17 protein-coding genes are annotated in these 14,115 nt (G+C 70.7%); 8 read left to right on the top strand and 9 right to left on the bottom strand.

Going from position 1 to position 14,115, the window contains the following annotated elements; all coding sequences use genetic code 11:
- Positions 1-349: 349 nt before the first annotated feature.
- A complete protein-coding gene (gene rsrA, locus ABZU76_RS03420) occupies positions 350-676 on the bottom strand; it encodes a mycothiol system anti-sigma-R factor (protein WP_220244017.1) in 327 nt (108 codons plus the stop codon).
- Positions 673-1,299, bottom strand: a complete 627-nt coding sequence (locus tag ABZU76_RS03415; RefSeq protein ID WP_220244018.1) for a sigma-70 family RNA polymerase sigma factor — start codon at positions 1,297-1,299, stop codon at positions 673-675. Before ABZU76_RS03415 ends, rsrA begins: the two co-directional genes overlap by 4 nt.
- A gap of 189 nt (positions 1,300-1,488) precedes the next feature.
- On the opposite strand from ABZU76_RS03415, the gene ybaK reads away from it, so the two are divergent.
- Both ybaK and ABZU76_RS03405 read left to right on the top strand, forming a co-directional pair.
- The gene (gene ybaK, locus ABZU76_RS03410; RefSeq protein WP_354864581.1) at positions 1,489-1,965 is read left to right on the top strand and encodes a Cys-tRNA(Pro) deacylase; all 477 of its coding nucleotides are present in this window, start codon (positions 1,489-1,491) and stop codon (positions 1,963-1,965) included.
- Between the two features lie 182 nt (positions 1,966-2,147).
- Positions 2,148-2,285 carry a hypothetical protein gene (locus ABZU76_RS03405; RefSeq protein WP_354864579.1) on the top strand — a complete coding sequence of 46 codons (138 nt, stop codon included), beginning with the start codon at positions 2,148-2,150 and terminating at the stop codon, positions 2,283-2,285.
- Positions 2,286-2,289: 4 nt separating this feature from the next.
- Here ABZU76_RS03405 and ABZU76_RS03400 read toward each other — a convergent pair whose 3' ends face one another.
- Both ABZU76_RS03400 and ABZU76_RS03395 read right to left on the bottom strand, forming a co-directional pair.
- Positions 2,290-2,898 (bottom strand): alpha/beta family hydrolase, encoded by a 609-nt coding sequence (locus ABZU76_RS03400; RefSeq protein ID WP_220244022.1) that lies wholly within the window; start codon positions 2,896-2,898, stop codon positions 2,290-2,292.
- Complete coding sequence (locus ABZU76_RS03395; protein ID WP_354864577.1) at positions 2,895-3,650, bottom strand: SOS response-associated peptidase; 756 nt, start codon at positions 3,648-3,650, stop codon at positions 2,895-2,897. The genes ABZU76_RS03400 and ABZU76_RS03395 overlap by 4 nt, the downstream gene beginning before the upstream one ends.
- 112 nt (positions 3,651-3,762) lie before the next feature.
- Here ABZU76_RS03395 and rsgA point away from each other — a divergent pair, with 112 nt between their 5' ends.
- From rsgA to ABZU76_RS03375, 4 genes are all read left to right on the top strand, one after another.
- A complete protein-coding gene (rsgA, locus tag ABZU76_RS03390) occupies positions 3,763-4,773 on the top strand; it encodes a ribosome small subunit-dependent GTPase A (RefSeq protein ID WP_354864575.1) in 1,011 nt (336 codons plus the stop codon).
- A gap of 101 nt (positions 4,774-4,874) precedes the next feature.
- Complete coding sequence (locus tag ABZU76_RS03385) at positions 4,875-6,086, top strand: cytochrome P450 (RefSeq protein ID WP_354864573.1); 1,212 nt, start codon at positions 4,875-4,877, stop codon at positions 6,084-6,086.
- A 162-nt stretch (positions 6,087-6,248) separates the two neighbouring features.
- Complete coding sequence (locus ABZU76_RS03380; protein WP_354864571.1) at positions 6,249-7,136, top strand: hypothetical protein; 888 nt, start codon at positions 6,249-6,251, stop codon at positions 7,134-7,136.
- A 149-nt stretch (positions 7,137-7,285) separates the two neighbouring features.
- Entirely contained in the window at positions 7,286-8,056 is a 771-nt protein-coding gene (locus ABZU76_RS03375; protein ID WP_354864569.1) for a hypothetical protein, read from the top strand.
- A 13-nt stretch (positions 8,057-8,069) separates the two neighbouring features.
- On the opposite strand, the gene ABZU76_RS03370 is transcribed toward ABZU76_RS03375, so the two are convergent.
- Positions 8,070-9,602 carry an FAD-dependent monooxygenase gene (locus ABZU76_RS03370; protein ID WP_354864567.1) on the bottom strand — a complete coding sequence of 511 codons (1,533 nt, stop codon included), beginning with the start codon at positions 9,600-9,602 and terminating at the stop codon, positions 8,070-8,072.
- Positions 9,603-9,653: 51 nt separating this feature from the next.
- On the opposite strand from ABZU76_RS03370, the gene ABZU76_RS03365 reads away from it, so the two are divergent.
- Positions 9,654-10,370 carry a TetR/AcrR family transcriptional regulator C-terminal domain-containing protein gene (locus ABZU76_RS03365; protein ID WP_354864565.1) on the top strand — a complete coding sequence of 239 codons (717 nt, stop codon included), beginning with the start codon at positions 9,654-9,656 and terminating at the stop codon, positions 10,368-10,370.
- 6 nt (positions 10,371-10,376) lie between these two features.
- Here the strand turns inward: ABZU76_RS03365 and ABZU76_RS03360 are convergent, their stop codons facing one another.
- The 3 genes from ABZU76_RS03360 to ABZU76_RS03350 are packed head-to-tail and all read right to left on the bottom strand — an operon-like array spanning position 10,377 to position 12,812.
- Entirely contained in the window at positions 10,377-10,877 is a 501-nt protein-coding gene (locus ABZU76_RS03360; RefSeq protein ID WP_354864563.1) for a DUF4240 domain-containing protein, read from the bottom strand.
- 40 nt (positions 10,878-10,917) lie between these two features.
- On the bottom strand, positions 10,918-11,409 hold the full coding sequence (locus ABZU76_RS03355) for a hypothetical protein (protein WP_354864561.1): 492 nt from the start codon (positions 11,407-11,409) through the stop codon (positions 10,918-10,920).
- The gene (locus ABZU76_RS03350) at positions 11,406-12,812 is read right to left on the bottom strand and encodes a wax ester/triacylglycerol synthase family O-acyltransferase (protein ID WP_354864560.1); all 1,407 of its coding nucleotides are present in this window, start codon (positions 12,810-12,812) and stop codon (positions 11,406-11,408) included. The genes ABZU76_RS03355 and ABZU76_RS03350 overlap by 4 nt, the downstream gene beginning before the upstream one ends.
- Before the next feature lie 34 nt (positions 12,813-12,846).
- Between ABZU76_RS03350 and ABZU76_RS03345 the strand changes: the two genes are divergently transcribed.
- Positions 12,847-13,608 (top strand): RNA methyltransferase, encoded by a 762-nt coding sequence (locus ABZU76_RS03345; protein ID WP_354864558.1) that lies wholly within the window; start codon positions 12,847-12,849, stop codon positions 13,606-13,608.
- On the opposite strand, the gene ABZU76_RS03340 is transcribed toward ABZU76_RS03345, so the two are convergent.
- Entirely contained in the window at positions 13,601-13,984 is a 384-nt protein-coding gene (locus tag ABZU76_RS03340; protein WP_354864556.1) for an HAD-IA family hydrolase, read from the bottom strand. The genes ABZU76_RS03345 and ABZU76_RS03340 overlap by 8 nt on opposite strands.
- Positions 13,985-14,115: the final 131 nt, after the last annotated feature.

Here is a 14,115-nt window from a genome sequence, read left to right as displayed (position 1 = left end):
CGACCACGAGTGCGTGGTGCGCGGTTCCTCCGGTCATCCGCCCATCAAACCAGAGCGGACGCCGATCAGCACGGGCGCCGCAGGTGAGCCGGGGCACGCATGACACACTGGAGCGGTTGACCCGAGCCCGGCAGGTGCTCCGGCACCCCGCACCCGGGCCATCCCGCGTGAATACGAGGAGTGAAGCATGTCGAAGCGCGCCCGTAAGCGTCGCGACCGCAAGAAGAACGGCGCGAACCACGGCAAGAAGCCCAACGCCTGATTCGGCGTCCGGACGCGACACGGCCCCCGCACCACTGGTACGGGGGCCGTCGTCGTCGGAAATCCCGGAAGAGCGTGAGCTCGGGTGTTACTCGCCGGTGCGCTGCTCGACGGTGATCTCGGTGCGCTCGACCGTCACGCCGCCGCGCGTGGCCACGGTCTGGCGGATCGAGGCGCGCAGGCGGCTCTTCAGCTCCGCCGGCGCCAAGTCACCGCCGCACTTGCGATGCAGCAGCTCCTTGATCTGCTCGTCGATGCCGTACTCCTCGAGGCACGGCGGGCAGTCCTCGATGTGGCGCCGCAGCTCGGCGTCGCGCAGGGGGCTGCACTCCTTGTCGAGGAGCAGGTAGATCTCCGAAAGCGCCTCTTCGCAGCGGACCTTGTCCTCGGTCCCCGGCGCGTCACCCGTGCTCATCGCTTCGCCACCTCCTCGCGGTCACCGCGGATGAAGCCGCGCTCGCGCGCGACGTCGGCCAGCAGGTCGCGCAGCTGGGCGCGACCGCGGTGCAGACGGGACATCACGGTGCCGATGGGCGTGTCCATGATCTCGGCGATCTCCTTGTACGCGAAGCCCTCGACGTCCGCCAGGTAGACGGCCAGCCGGAACTCTTCGGGCAGCTTCTGCAGCGCCTGCTTCACGTCGGCGTCGGGGAGGTTGTCCATCGCCTCGACCTCGGCCGAGCGCAGCCCGCTGGAGGTGTGACTCTCCGCCTTGGCGATCTGCCAGTCGGTGATCTCCTCGGTGGGCTGCTGCACCGGCTGCCGCTGACGCTTGCGGTAGCCGTTGATGTAGGTGTTGGTGAGGATGCGGTACATCCACGCCTTGAGGTTCGTGCCGGCCTTGAAGGAGGCGAACGCCGCGTATGCCTTGAGGTAGGTCTCCTGGACCAGGTCCTCGGCGTCGGAGGGGTTCCGCGTCATCCGCATCGCGGCCGAGTACAGCTGATCGAGCAGGGGCATCGCGTCGCGTTCGAAGCGCTCCGCCAGCTCCAGCTCGTCGGCCGCCGTCTCCGGCGCGGTGTTCGGGGTGCTCGGCAAACCGTTCCCTTCCCGTTCGGCGTCGATGCGCTTCTGCGCATACGGCAACGCCGAGTTTACGCGGGGGCTCGGAAGGCCCTGCTCGGTGCTGCGCCTACGAGGGCGGGCAGTGGTAAGCGTCGTGGTCACGTTTCTTTCAACAGAACGTGGCGGGCGTCCATTCCCGACGCCTTCGTAGACTCCGATCCCATGGCGGGCAAGGGAACACCGGCGACGGCGCTGCTCACGAAACACAAGGTGGCGCACACACTGCACTCGTACGACCACGACCCGCGGGCCGAGTCGTACGGCCTGGAGGCGGTCGAGGCCCTGGGCCTGGAGGCGGCGCGCGTCTTCAAGACACTGGTGGCGGACGTCGACGGCAAGCTGACGGTGGGCGTGGTGCCGGTCACGGGGTCTCTGGACCTCAAGGCGCTGGCCGCCGCGGCCGGGGGCAAGAAGGCGCGGATGGCCGATCCGGCAGCTGCCCAGCGGGCAACCGGGTATGTGCTCGGGGGGATTTCGCCCATGGGGCACCGGAGCCGCCTGCCCGTGGTGGTGGACGAGTCGGCTTCGGGGTTCGCGACGGTCTACTGCTCGGCCGGGCGGCGGGGGCTCGAGGTGGAGCTGGCGCCTGGGGATCTGGTGCGGTTGACCGAGGCTGTCGTGGCTTCGATCGCCGGCTGAGCACTGTGCACGCCTGGCTGTCCACAACTGGGGGAAGCGTGTGGACAACTACCCGCAGACGCGGCCGAAGTCCTGCCGCGACGAAGTCACCAGTACTCCAGGTACCTGATGTACTTGAGGTACCTCCGCATGCTGGTCCCAAGGCGAGCCGCGGCTGACGCGCGCCGTCGATTCACCACGCGGTGGCCGAGGCCGGCGTGCCGGCACAAGTCGTGCACACGCTGATCCACCAGGTCGGCATCCCCGACACCGAGGTCGCCGCGATGAGCCGCGAGGATGCGATCGCGCGCGTCAACCAGTTCTGGACCGAGGGCGCCTGACCACTCAGAGGTGCGGCCTCAACACCCGCCCCAACCACTCCGCCGCCGCGCGCGACACCGCGTCCAAGTCAGCCGACAAAGTGTGGTCCCCCGAGACCATCACCACCTCGTGGTGCGGCCCCGCCGAAGGGCGGCCGAACGGGTCGCGCTCGCCCTGCACCACCAGGGTCGGCACTTCCACCGCATCGAGCTCCGGCTGCCGCGTCTTCTCCGGCCGGCCCGGCGGGTGCTCGGGAAACGCCAGGCACAACACCGCCACAGCCTGGCCGGCCGAAGCTGTCCGGCAGGCAACCCGCGCGCCCGAGGAACGGCCGCCGAAGACCAACGGCAGGTCGTCGAAGTGCGCCGACAACTCGTCCGCCACAGCCAGCCAAGCCGTGTCCAGCTGATTCGCCGGTGCGGGCGCCCGGCGCCCCGCGACCCGGTACGGCTGCTCCACCAAAGCCACGTGCACCCCGGCGGCCTTCGCGGCCCGCGCGACCGCCACCAGGTCCTTGGCCCCGATGCCCCCGCCCGCGCCGTGGCCGAGCAGGAGCACGGCGGCGCCGTCCTTGGCGCAGTGGAGCTCGGCGCGCGCGGGGCCGTGGGGAGTGTCGATCTCGAGAGTGGTCATGGCGCGTCGAACAGGGTTTCCGAGGCGGCGGGCTCGGCGCGCGTGAGCAGTTGGGGGCCGTTGTTGCGGACGTTGTTGACCAGCGTGGAAATCGGGCGCAGCTCGAGCGACTCGACGAAGTCCGGCGGCGTGGGCACGAGAAGACCGTCCACGGAGGACTCGTCCGGGTCGAGCCAGCCGTCCCAGTGCTCGCGCGGGACGATCAGCGGCATGCGGTCGTGGATGCCCCGCAGCTGGCCCTCGGCGTCGGTCGTGATGATGGAGAACGTGATCAGGGGCTGCTCGTCCGACGAGCCGTCCTTCGGGCGCCAGCTCTCCCAGATCCCGCCGAACGCGAGCGACGAGCCGGAAGGATCCGTCATGTAGAACGGCTCCTTCTCCTTGCCCGTGCGGCGCCATTCGAACCAGCCGTCGGCCGGGACCAGGCAGCGGCGCGACTTCAAAGCGCGTTTGAAGGCCGGCTTTTCAGCCGCCGTCTCGGCACGCGTGTTGATCATGCGCGAGCCGACGGAGGGGTCCTTCGCCCAGAACGGCACGAGGCCCCACTTCATGATCCGCAGCGACCGCTCGCCGGGCTCGTCCTCGAGCACCTGCCCCTCGGCGTCGCGGGGGTGGCGCTGGACCACGGTGACGACGTTCTTGGTCGGCGCGACGTTGTAGTCCTCGCGCGCGGCACCCTCGGTCAAATCGACCGCCGCGAACTCGTCGATCAGCTTCGCCGGGTCCTTCGTCGCCGCGTAACGGCCGCACATGCCAGCCTCCTCGCACCTCTCAAGACGCCATCGTTACACGCAGGCCGGGCCGGGCGCGACCGGCATGGGATCATTTCGACCAGGCAGGACGAGCGGGAGGACGGTGGGCGGTTTGGCGAGAGGCGACTGGAGCAAGCTGGACGAATCCGACGTGCGGGTTCGCCCCGGCAAGGGCACCAGGCCCCGGACCAAACGCCGGCCCGAGCACGCCGACGCCGTCACCGCCATGGTGATCGGCAAGGACCGCGGCCGCTGGACGTGCGCCGTGAACGCCGACCCCGAACGCGTGGTGACGGCCATGCGCGCCCGCGAGATGGGGCGCGTCTCCGTGGTCGTCGGGGACATGGTCGCCCTGGTCGGCGACGTCTCGGGCCTGCCGGACACGCTCGCGCGCATCGTCCGCGTCGACGAGCGCACCAGCGTGCTGCGCCGCACCGCCGACGACACCGACCCGTACGAGCGCGTGGTCGTCGCGAACGCCGCCCAGCTTCTGATCGTCACGTCACTCGCCGATCCCCCACCGCGGACCGGGTTTATCGACCGCTGCCTGGTCGCCTGCTACGCGGGCGGGCTCGAGCCCGTCCTCTGTCTCACGAAAGCCGACCTCGCCAGCCCCGACGAGCTGCTCGCGAGCTACGCGGGCCTCGACGTGCCCGCCATCGTCACGCGCCACGACGAGAAGCCCGAAGGCCTGGCCGAGCGCCTCGAAGGCCGCGTGTCCGCGTTGGTCGGGCACTCCGGCGTCGGCAAGTCCACGTTGGTCAACCGCCTGGTGCCTGCCGCCGAGCTCGCCACGGGCGTCGTCAGCTCCGTCGGCAAGGGACGCCACACATCCGTGGCGGCCGTCGCGCTGCCGCTGCCCCTCGCGGGCGGCGGCTGGGTGATCGACACGCCGGGCGTGCGGTCGTTCGGGCTGGCGCACGTGACCGCCGACGACATCGTGAACGCCTTCGAGGAGTTCGCCGAGGCCGCCGAGGAGTGCCCCACGAATTGCGGCCACCTCGGCCCACCGGAGGACCCGGACTGCGCGCTCGACGCCGTCGTCACCGAAGGCCGCGCGAGCGCCGAGCGGCTGGCGTCGCTGCGTCGGCTGCTCGTTTCACGCGCGGGTGGCGCGGAGTGACTCTTGATCACGGGAAAAACGGGCGCTGACGGCGGCCGGAGGTTGGCAACCGCGCGCGGAGTCGATGGGGTGGGAATCCCCACCACAAGGAGCCGCCGCCCGTGCCGACCGACCCCGAGGCCTACCCCCTCGACATCGAGTACGTCCAGAATCCCCACGAGATCGAAGCGAAGCTGCGGATCGAAGCACACGTCCGGCTGGTGCAGACGCCGCGGGGAATGCGGTCGTGGCTCGTCACCAGGTACGAGGACGTCAAGCAGGTCCTGACCAGCCCGGACGTCCACAAGGACGAGGGCAGGCGCGCCCAGATCATCGCCGAGCGACACGGCTCGTCGTTCGCGATGCTGTCGCCGGCCTTCCGGCTGCTCGAAGTCCACATGCTCAACAGCGACCCGCCGGACCACACGCGGCTGCGGCGTCTCGTCGCGAAGGTGTTCACGACCCGGGCGATCGCGCGCCTGCGGCCGCGGATCGAGAGCGTGACCGCCGAGCTGCTCGACGCGATGGCCGGACAGGATCGGGTCGACCTGGTCGCGAGCTTCGCCGCGCCGCTGCCGATGATCGTCATCTGCGAGCTGCTGGGCGTGCCCGAAACCGACCGCGAGAAGTTCGGCTCGTGGGTCGAGGTGATCACGTCGGCCGGTGACCAGCGGCTCGTCGAGGCGTCCGAGCTGTTTCTGACCTACCTGCGTGACCTCGTCACCGCCAAGCGGGCCGAGCCGGCCGAAGACCTGCTGTCCGACCTGGTCGCCGTGACCGACAGCGGCGACCGCCTGTCGGAGCAGGAGCTCGTCGCCATGGCCGAGTTGCTCGTGATCGCCGGGCACGACACCACGGTCAGCCTCATCGCCAACGGCACGCTCGCGCTGCTGCGGGCCCCCGCGCAGCTCGCGGCATTGCGGGCTGACCCGTCGCTCGTGCCGAACGCCGTCGAGGAGCTCCTGCGCTACGACGGACCGGTCCACATCGCGACCACGCGGTTCACCACCGCCCCGATCACGGTCGGTGGCGTCGAGATCCCGGCGAACGAGTTCCTCTCCGTGTCGCTGCTTTCCGCGAACCGCGACGGCGAGCGGTTCGCGGATCCCGATGAGCTCGACGTGACCCGACCGGCCGGTGGGCACCTGGCGTTCGGGCACGGCATCCACCACTGTCTCGGCGCGCCGCTCGCCCGACTGGAGGGAGCGATCGCGCTCGGCGCGCTCATCGAACGCTTTCCGGCGCTTCGGCTCGCCGACGGCGCCGATCCGGCGCGGTGGCGGTTCTCGACACTGATGCGCGGACTCGAGGAGCTTCCCGTCGCGACCCGATGACTTCAGCGGGAACCGGCGACGGTCACCGTACGTCCCATGATTACTCCGCAGGTGGACGACACAACGGGTGATTGACTACCCAAATCGTGATCGAAAGGGCGTAACTGTTGCCCCGATCCAGCGATACTGCGGGTGGAGTAATGACCTTCCTAGGGGGATTGCATGCGCAAAACCACTTTCGTCGTCGCCGCGGGTGCCGCGCTGGCGCTCGTGCTGACCGGCTGTGGTTCGAAGTCTGAGAACGGGACCGCGGCGCCGGCGGGCGACAAGGCCTCCTCGGGGATCGCCTCGCCGTTCGCGAACGTGCTTGAGCTGGCGAATGCGTCCAAGCAGGGCACCGCGAAGTCGAAGTCGTCGAAGATGTCGATGACCATGTCGGTCGGCGGAAAGAACGTGACCGCCGAGGGCCTCATGTCCTACGACCCGGCCAACTTGAAGATGTCGATGACGATGACCACCGACGGTGAGCAGAGCGAGATCCGGCTCATCGACAAGACGATGTACATGAAACTCCCGGCGTCTGAGGCCTCGCAGATGGGCACCGACAAGCCGTGGGTCAAGATCTCGCCCGACGCGAACGACCCGATTTCGAAGGCTCTCGCCGGGAGCATGTCGCAGGCTTCCGAGCAGAGTGACCCGACGAAGATCCTCGACCAGATCAGCGAGGCCGGCCGGATCGTCAGCTCCGACCAGACCACGCTGGACGGCCAGCCGGTGAACCACTACAAGTTCGAGATCGACATCGCCAAGTCGATGGACAAGATGCTGGCCAGTGTCCCGGCCGAGTCCCAGGCCCAGGTCAAGGAATTGCTCAAGGGCAAGGACATCAAGATGCCGGCCGAGCTCTGGGTCAACAAGGACCAGCTCCCGCTCCAGATCACGATGGACGAGAGCGAAATGATGAAGGCGATGGGCGTGCCGGCCTCGGCCGCGGGCTCCGGCAAGATCGTCGTCAAGTACAGCGACTGGGGCGCCCCGGTCGAGGTCACCGCTCCGCCGGCCGACCAGGTCGCGGACCTGGGCGAGCTCGCGAAGCACATGGGCGGCTGACCGCTCGATGCTTGGCCTGAAGGGCGCCTCGACAACCGTCGGGGCGCCTTCGCATTACTACGGGTAATTCCACTTCCCCCGAACGGGTTCTCGGGTGCACCTGTGCTTTTGTAGGGTCTCTTTCCGCCGGTCAGGACGGGGTTTTCCGGATGCGCAGGACGGCTTTGGCGTGCGCCGCGCTGCTCGTGATCGGCGGGTGTTCGGCTTCGCCCGAGCGGTTCTCCGACGCGCGCGCCCTGGCCGACGCCGCCGTCGCGGCGACGAACGCCGGTCACTCCGCGAAGTTCACCACCGACGTCGCCGCGGGTGCGCTCGTGTCCCACGGTCAGGGTGAGGCCGTGTTCGGCCCCGGTGGGACGTCGCTGCAGATGACCACGGACTACGTCGGCGAGCCGCTGGAGCTGCGCTTGGTCGCGCAGACGCTGTACGCGAAGGTTCCCCCGAGCGCCCTCGACCAGGTGACCGGCCGCAAACCCTGGGTGAAGGTCTCGCCCGACGGCAGCGACCCGTTCTCCCAGGTCCTCGGCGGCAGCCTCGCGCAGCTCGCCGAACAGAACGACCCCGCGCGCACGCTCGAACAGGTCCGCACCGCCGGCACCCTCACTGCCAGCGACACGACCACCCTCGACGGCACCGATGCCTCCCACTACCGCGTCGACGTCGACCTGGCCCACCTCGGCGCCGAGCTGCCCGCGGGCCTCCCGGCTGACGCCCAGTTCGGTGGCACGAAGGTCCCCCTCGACCTGTGGCTCGACGAGGACAACCGGCCACTGCAGCTGGTCCTCGACCTGTCCGCCATCCTGCGCGGCTCAGGCGGCCAGGGCAGCGCCCGCATCACGGCGCGCTACTCGGCGTGGGGCTCGCCGGTGAACGTCACGGCCCCGGCGGCCGACCAGGTCGGCACGCTCATCGGAGGCTGACGCACGCGGTGGTTCAGCCCACCTGCGCGGGTTCGGGTGAGGGCGCGCCGGCCCACTGGTGCAGGACGGTCGCGAGATCGGCGGGGTCGGGGGTGTCCGTGGCCCAGGCGACGACGCCGTCCGGGCGGAGCAGGAGACCGGTCGGGGTCGTGGGGGCGTCGGGGACGGTGGTGACGCGGGTGGACCACGGGGCGGCGAGAGCCGCGAAAGCGCCGTCGGGAGTGCGGTCGAGCAGGACGAATCCGCCCGAGTGGGTGTGGTCGGCGAGGCGGGAGCCGTCGGACAGCCACACGTCCGGGGCGTAGCGGCCGATCAGCGGGTGGTCGCCGGGCAGGTCGAGGCGCTGGGTGACGCCGGAGATCTTCTTGACGGCGTGGGTGGCGCCGTCGGGGGTGGCGAGGAGGTCGGCGACGACGGTGCGCAGCGCGGCCGACTTGGGGTCGCCGCGCAGGACGCCGATCTGGGCGCGCGTCCAGTCCAGGACCCAGGCGCCGAGAGGGTGGCGTTCGGCGTCGTACGTGGTCAACAGTCCGTCGGGAGCCCAGCCGGCGATGACGGCGCCCAGTTTCCAGCCCAGGTTCATCGCGTCGCCGACACCGAGGTTGAGGCCCTGGCCGCCGAAGGGCGGGTGGACGTGGGCGGCGTCGCCGGCGAGGAAAACGCGGCCGGAGCGGTAGGTGGCGGCCTGGCGGGTGTTGTCGGTCCAGCGGGTGGCGGTGCCGCGCAGGGCGGTGAGGGTGACGTCGGTGCCGGAGACGCGGCGCAGGCTGCTCTGCACCTCCTCCAGGGTGACGGGCGTCGTGCGATCGGCGGGGCCGCCGTCGAACTCGACGGTGGTCACGCGGCCGGGCTGCGGGCCGCAGCGGTAGGCGCCCGCGGCCGACCACGCCCAGCCGTCGGCGAGCTTCTCCGGGTCGGCGATGTCGGCGACGGCCAGGCGCCCGGTGAGCTCGGGGGCGGTGCCGGGAAAGTCGATGCCGGCGAGGCGGCGGACGGCGCTGTGCCCGCCATCGCAGCCGACCAGCCACGCCGTGCGCACCGGGCCGGCCGTGGTTCCGACGAGCATGCCGTCGCCGGTGTCTTCGAGCGACGTGACCTCCACCCCGCGCCGCACCGGCACGCCGAGCCGCGCGACGTGCTCGGCCAGCAGCGCCTCCAGCTCGCGCTGCGGCACCAGCCGCGCACCGTCGACGGCGGTGTGGGCGGCGAGGTCGGGATCGGACCAGTCGACGAGGTCGGCGTCGAGCACCATGCCCGCGAAGTGGCCGGTGAACCGCGGGCCTTCCCGTTTCTCGACCAGGCGGGCGAATGACCCCACCTGCCCCAGCAGCTCCCGCTGCACCTGCTCGGCCGCCGGCAGCAGGCCGCGGCGGTCGAGGGCCTCGGCCGTCGGCACGTTGATCGCGCCGGCCTTCACCGCCTCGTCCAGCTCAGTCAGCCGCTCCAGTACCTGCACTTTTGCTCCGGACAAGGCCAGCTCGGCGGCGAGCACGAGGCCCACCGGCCCGGCGCCGACCACGGTCACGTCTACGCGTTCGTCCGACACGAACAATGTTCTACTTACGAACGTTGTTCGTGTCAAGCTAGGGTGGTCCCCGTGAACCCGCGAGAGCGACGTGCGGCGCGCCACCAGCCGCCGAACCTCCAGGCCGACACCCGACCGCGGCGCCGTCGCAAAACCCCGATCGTGGAACAGGTCATCGACACGGCGCTGGACGTGATCGCCCGGGAGGGCTACGAGGCCCTGACCATGCGGCGCCTGGCCGACGCCCTCGACACCGGACCCGCGTCGCTCTACAACCACGTGGTCAACAAGGCCGACCTCGGCGAGCTGCTCATCGGACGGCTGTGCTCCGAGCTCGCGCTGCCCTCGCCTTCCGCCGAGGAGTGGCGCGACCAGATCCGCGACGTGTGCGAACAGCTGCGCGACCAGTACCTGCGCTACCCCGGCATCTCCAGCGCCGCGTTCGCGATGGTCCCCACCGACCTGGAAGCCGTGCGCGTCAACGAAGGCATGCTCGCGATCCTGCTCACGGGCAGCGTCGCGCCGCAGACCGCCGCGTGGGCCATCGACGCCCTCCTGCTGTACGTCGCGTCCTACTGCCTGGAGCTCTCCATCGCCCGCCAACGCTCAACCCGCGACGACACCGCCTGGGTCCTCGACCGCGACGAACTCCGCCGCCGCCTCACCGCCCTGCCCGCCGAGACGTTCCCCCACACGACGCGCCACGCCACGGAACTCACGGCCGGCGAGGGCCACGACCGGTTCGACTTCACGGTGGGGTTGATGATCGACGGTCTCGGCCGCCGCTAGCCCGGCTCAGGCGGCGAACAGCGCGGACAACCGCGGCAACCGTTCCCGAGCCGAGTCCGGGTCCTCGATGTCGAAGTCCGGGTCCAGCGGCGGCAGCGAGACGGGCGGGTCCTCAGGAAGCGGTTCCCCGGTGGCCGAAAGATAGGCCGCTGCGGTGAAGTAGAGGATCTCTTCGCACTCCAGCTCCTCCCCGTCGGCGGCGGCGGCGCGAACGCCCGGCACGTCGGCCAGCGAGTCGGGGTCGGCGAGGGCGCGGGTGAAGACCTCGCGGCCCTGGGTGAGGAGCCAGCCGCGGAAGTAGTCGAAGCCGTCGTCGGAGCAGCCGCCGTTGACGAGGTACGCGGCGGCCCACAGAGGACTGCGGTAGGACCCCGTGAGGAGTCCGCCCAAAACCCTGTGCGCGGCAACGATTTCCGCGCGCGGGCGGGCCGCGAGCAGCTCGCCGGCGCGGGCGGCCACGTCGGCGTGGGAGGAGTCGATGAGCTGCCAGAAGTCAAGTTCGGTCACGAGTCCGAACTCTGCCAGCCGGGTCCGACAAAAACGGGGCCTACATCAGCTCCAGCAAGAACGGCAGCTCCTGCGGCGCATACCAAGCCAGCTCATGATCCTCCGCATCACCGAGCACGAACTCGGCGTCCTCGTCGCCGAGGTCGGCGGCGTCGATCACGGCGGCGGCCGCGGAGACGGCGTCGGCGGCTTCGGCGGAGTCGACGTGGATCGCGGCGATCCGGCTGAGCGCGACGGGGCCGTCGAGGCGGACGACGGCGGCGTCGAGGTCCGCGCGCAACGTCACGTTGTCCACGTCGGCCGAGATGACGGCGCGGCGGGGCTCGCCCTTTTCCTCCGCGTTGATCAGGCGAAGCGACGCGCGGGCGGCGTCCAGCAACGCGGCGTACTCCAGCTCTTCGTCGGAGCCGCTCGCGTACGCCTCGCGCAGCCCTGGCGTCAGCGCGAACGCCGTGCCGCTGCGGGCCCGGAACTCGCCGTTCGACTCGAGTTCGCGAAGCATCGCGATCGTCGCCGGAATGTAGACCCTCACCAGTGCGCCCCCTTCAGCTCTTCCAACGCTTCTTCGATCATCCCGCCGAGCAGGTCGACGTCGAACGCGGCCTTGCGGTCGCCGTTGAGTCCGAAGTAGACACCGCCGCGGTAGGACGTGACCCCGATCGCCAGCGCCTGGGTGCGCATCAGCGGCATCACGGGGAACATCTCGATCAGTTTCGCCTCACCCGCGTACACCGGTTCCTGCGGCCCCGGCGAGTTGGTGATCATGAGGTTGAAAATCCGGCCCGACAGCGAACCGCCGGCCCGCGCGCCGAGTGAATGCAGCGTCGCCGGGGCGAAGCCGCTCACCTTCAGCAGCCCGCGCGCGGCGACGGAACGGCCGGAGTCGAGGTGCGCGCTCATCGCGTGGCCGACGTGCTGCAGCCGCAGCACGGGGTTCGGCTCGCCCACCGGCAGGTCGACGAGGTAGGCCGCCACCTGGTTGCCGACGAGCGCCGGTGTGGAGTACTCGGCCGTGTCCTCGTCGCGCACGGCCAGGGGCACCAGCGCGCGCACGGTGGCCGTGGACGTGAGGTTCACCCCGCGCGAAAGGAGCCACTCGCGCAGCGCGCCGGTGATCGCGGTGAGAATCACGTCGTTGACGGTCCCGCCGTGCTCCGCGCGGACCTTCCGGTAGTCCTCCAGCCGCGTGCGCACCACGGAGAACAGCCGGCCGCCGGACACACGCACGTTGAGCGGGCCCTGCGGCGCCGGGTTGACGACGGTGCGCAGCGTGGACGCCACCTCCCCCAGCGTCTCGGCGACCTTGCCGACCGACGCCCACGCGTCGTTGGCGGCGGAGCGGACGTTCTCGACCAGCTCACCCGGGCGTTGCACGGCCTCGCTCACGGCGTCGATCATCAGCTGCGCGCGGCTCGGCTCGCGGCGCGGTGTCCAGGTGTCCTCGTACGGCTCGGGCGGCGCCGGGGTGTCGTCGAGGATGAGCTGGCCGAGGTCGATCGTGCCGATACCGTCCACAACGGACTGGTGCGTCTTCGTCACCAGCGCCACCCGGTCGCCGACGAGACCCTCGACGAAGTAGGCCTCCCAGAGCGGGCGTTCGGGCGCGAGCCGGCGCGACATCAGGCGCGCGACCAGGTCGAACAGCTGCTCGTCGGTGCCCGGCTGGGGCAGCGCGGAGCGGCGGACGTGGTAGTTGAGGTCGAAGTCGACGTCGTCCACCCACACGGGCCGGGCGAGGTGCCCGGGGACGTCGAGCACGCGCTGGCGGTAGCGCGGCAGGAACGGCAGGCGCGAGCCGACGAGGTCGAGCACCTGCGCGTAGTCGAGCCCGCCGCGCGGGCGCTCGAAGATGGCCACGCCGCCGACGTGCATCGGGGTCGCGTGGTCCTCGACGTACAGGAACGAGGCGTCGAGCGCGGACAGGCGGTCGGGCATGAGCCGATCCTTACACAGTGCGAGACTGACCGGCGTGGGTGATGAGGCGGAGGTTTCTCCGAAGGACCGGTTCCTGACCGTCTACGGGCGCAAGCCGGTGCTCGAAGCGCTGGCCGACGACGGGCTGCAGGTGGACAAGGTCATCCTCGCCGACACCGCCCGCGGCCCGGCCGCCGTCGAGATCCAGCGTGCCGCGAAGGACGCCGGGGTGCCGGTGCAGCGCGCGAGCGCCCACCGCGTGAAGGTGCTGGCCGGCAACGGCAAGCAGGACCAGGGTGTGCTGGCCGACGTCGTCGCGCCGCGGATGCGCTCGCTCGCCGCCGCGTTGGACGACCGAAGCCCGCCCGCGCGGGTCCTGCTGCTCGACGGCATCACGACGCCGGCGAACGTCGGCATGATCCTTCGCACGGCCACCGCCGCCGGTCTGGAAGGCGTGATCGTGCCGCGGCGGGGGGTGGCCACGTTGGACCCGATGGTGGTCAAGGCTTCGGCCGGGGTGGCGTTCCGCGCGCCGGTGCTGCGGTGCGGCAGCGCGCGTGAGGCGGCGGAAATGCTGACGGACGCCGGGTATGGCCTGTACGCGCTGAGTGCGTCGGGCAAGTCGACGGTGTTCGACGTTTCGCTGCCCCAGCGGGCGGCGTTCGTGCTGGGCGGGGAGACGGAAGGCGTGGGCGCGGCTGTGGCCGAGCTGGTGACCGAGTGGGTCTCCATCCCGATGCCCGGCGACGTCGAGTCGCTCAACGTCTCGGCGGCGGCCGCGGTGCTGTCGTTCGAGCTGGTGCGACGGTCTAGCTGAAGAGAACGGCCAGCTCTCCGAGGGTGTTCTCCATCGTGACGTGGTGGATGGCGACCATGCCCGCTTCGGCGGCGCCGCGGACGTTGCGGGCCGCGTCGTCCACGAACGCGCAGGTGGCGGCGACGAGGCCGAGGCGTTCGGCGGCCACGAGGTAGATCTCGCGGTCGGGTTTGGCCACGCCGACCTCGCCGGAGAAGACCAGCGTGTCGAAGTAGTCGGCCAGCTCGTGGCGGACGGCCGGCGTGGCGCCGGGCGCGTTGGAGACCAGGCCGGTGCGCGTACCGCCGGAGCGGATGGCGCGCAGGTAGTCGTAGAGCAGGTGGGCGTCGGGGTCGGTGAGGACGCCGGCGTAGTCGACCAGCAAGCCTTTGAGCACGGGCTCACCCTAGCGATCCGCCTGCGCGGCAACGGGCGTAGCGCATCTTGCAGATCAAAATGGGCGGATTCGCGGATTTCGCCGGATCAGGCGCAGGCGGTCCCGGTTTCGGTTTTGTCCGGGCACTACCT

The organism is Amycolatopsis sp. NPDC005232 (genome assembly GCF_040607795.1).
In the GTDB taxonomy this organism is placed as follows: domain Bacteria; phylum Actinomycetota; class Actinomycetes; order Mycobacteriales; family Pseudonocardiaceae; genus Amycolatopsis.
Note: the sequence above shows the minus strand (reverse complement) of the source record. Positions and strands in the feature narration are given on the sequence as shown.

What these genes read in the sequence shown, in the direction of transcription:
- ABZU76_RS03395 (WP_354864577.1), bottom strand. Translation starts at nt 3,650, where the DNA reads ATGTGCGGCCGTTACGCGGCGACGAAGGACCCGGCGAAGCTGATCGAC.
- ABZU76_RS03380 (WP_354864571.1), top strand. Translation starts at nt 6,249, where the DNA reads ATGCGCAAAACCACTTTCGTCGTCGCCGCGGGTGCCGCGCTGGCGCTC.
- ABZU76_RS03350 (WP_354864560.1), bottom strand. Translation starts at nt 12,812, where the DNA reads ATGCCCGACCGCCTGTCCGCGCTCGACGCCTCGTTCCTGTACGTCGAG.
- ABZU76_RS03400 (WP_220244022.1), bottom strand. Translation starts at nt 2,898, where the DNA reads ATGACCACTCTCGAGATCGACACTCCCCACGGCCCCGCGCGCGCCGAG.
- ABZU76_RS03375 (WP_354864569.1), top strand. Translation starts at nt 7,286, where the DNA reads ATGCGCAGGACGGCTTTGGCGTGCGCCGCGCTGCTCGTGATCGGCGGG.
- ybaK (WP_354864581.1), top strand. Translation starts at nt 1,489, where the DNA reads ATGGCGGGCAAGGGAACACCGGCGACGGCGCTGCTCACGAAACACAAG.
- rsrA (WP_220244017.1), bottom strand. Translation starts at nt 676, where the DNA reads ATGAGCACGGGTGACGCGCCGGGGACCGAGGACAAGGTCCGCTGCGAA.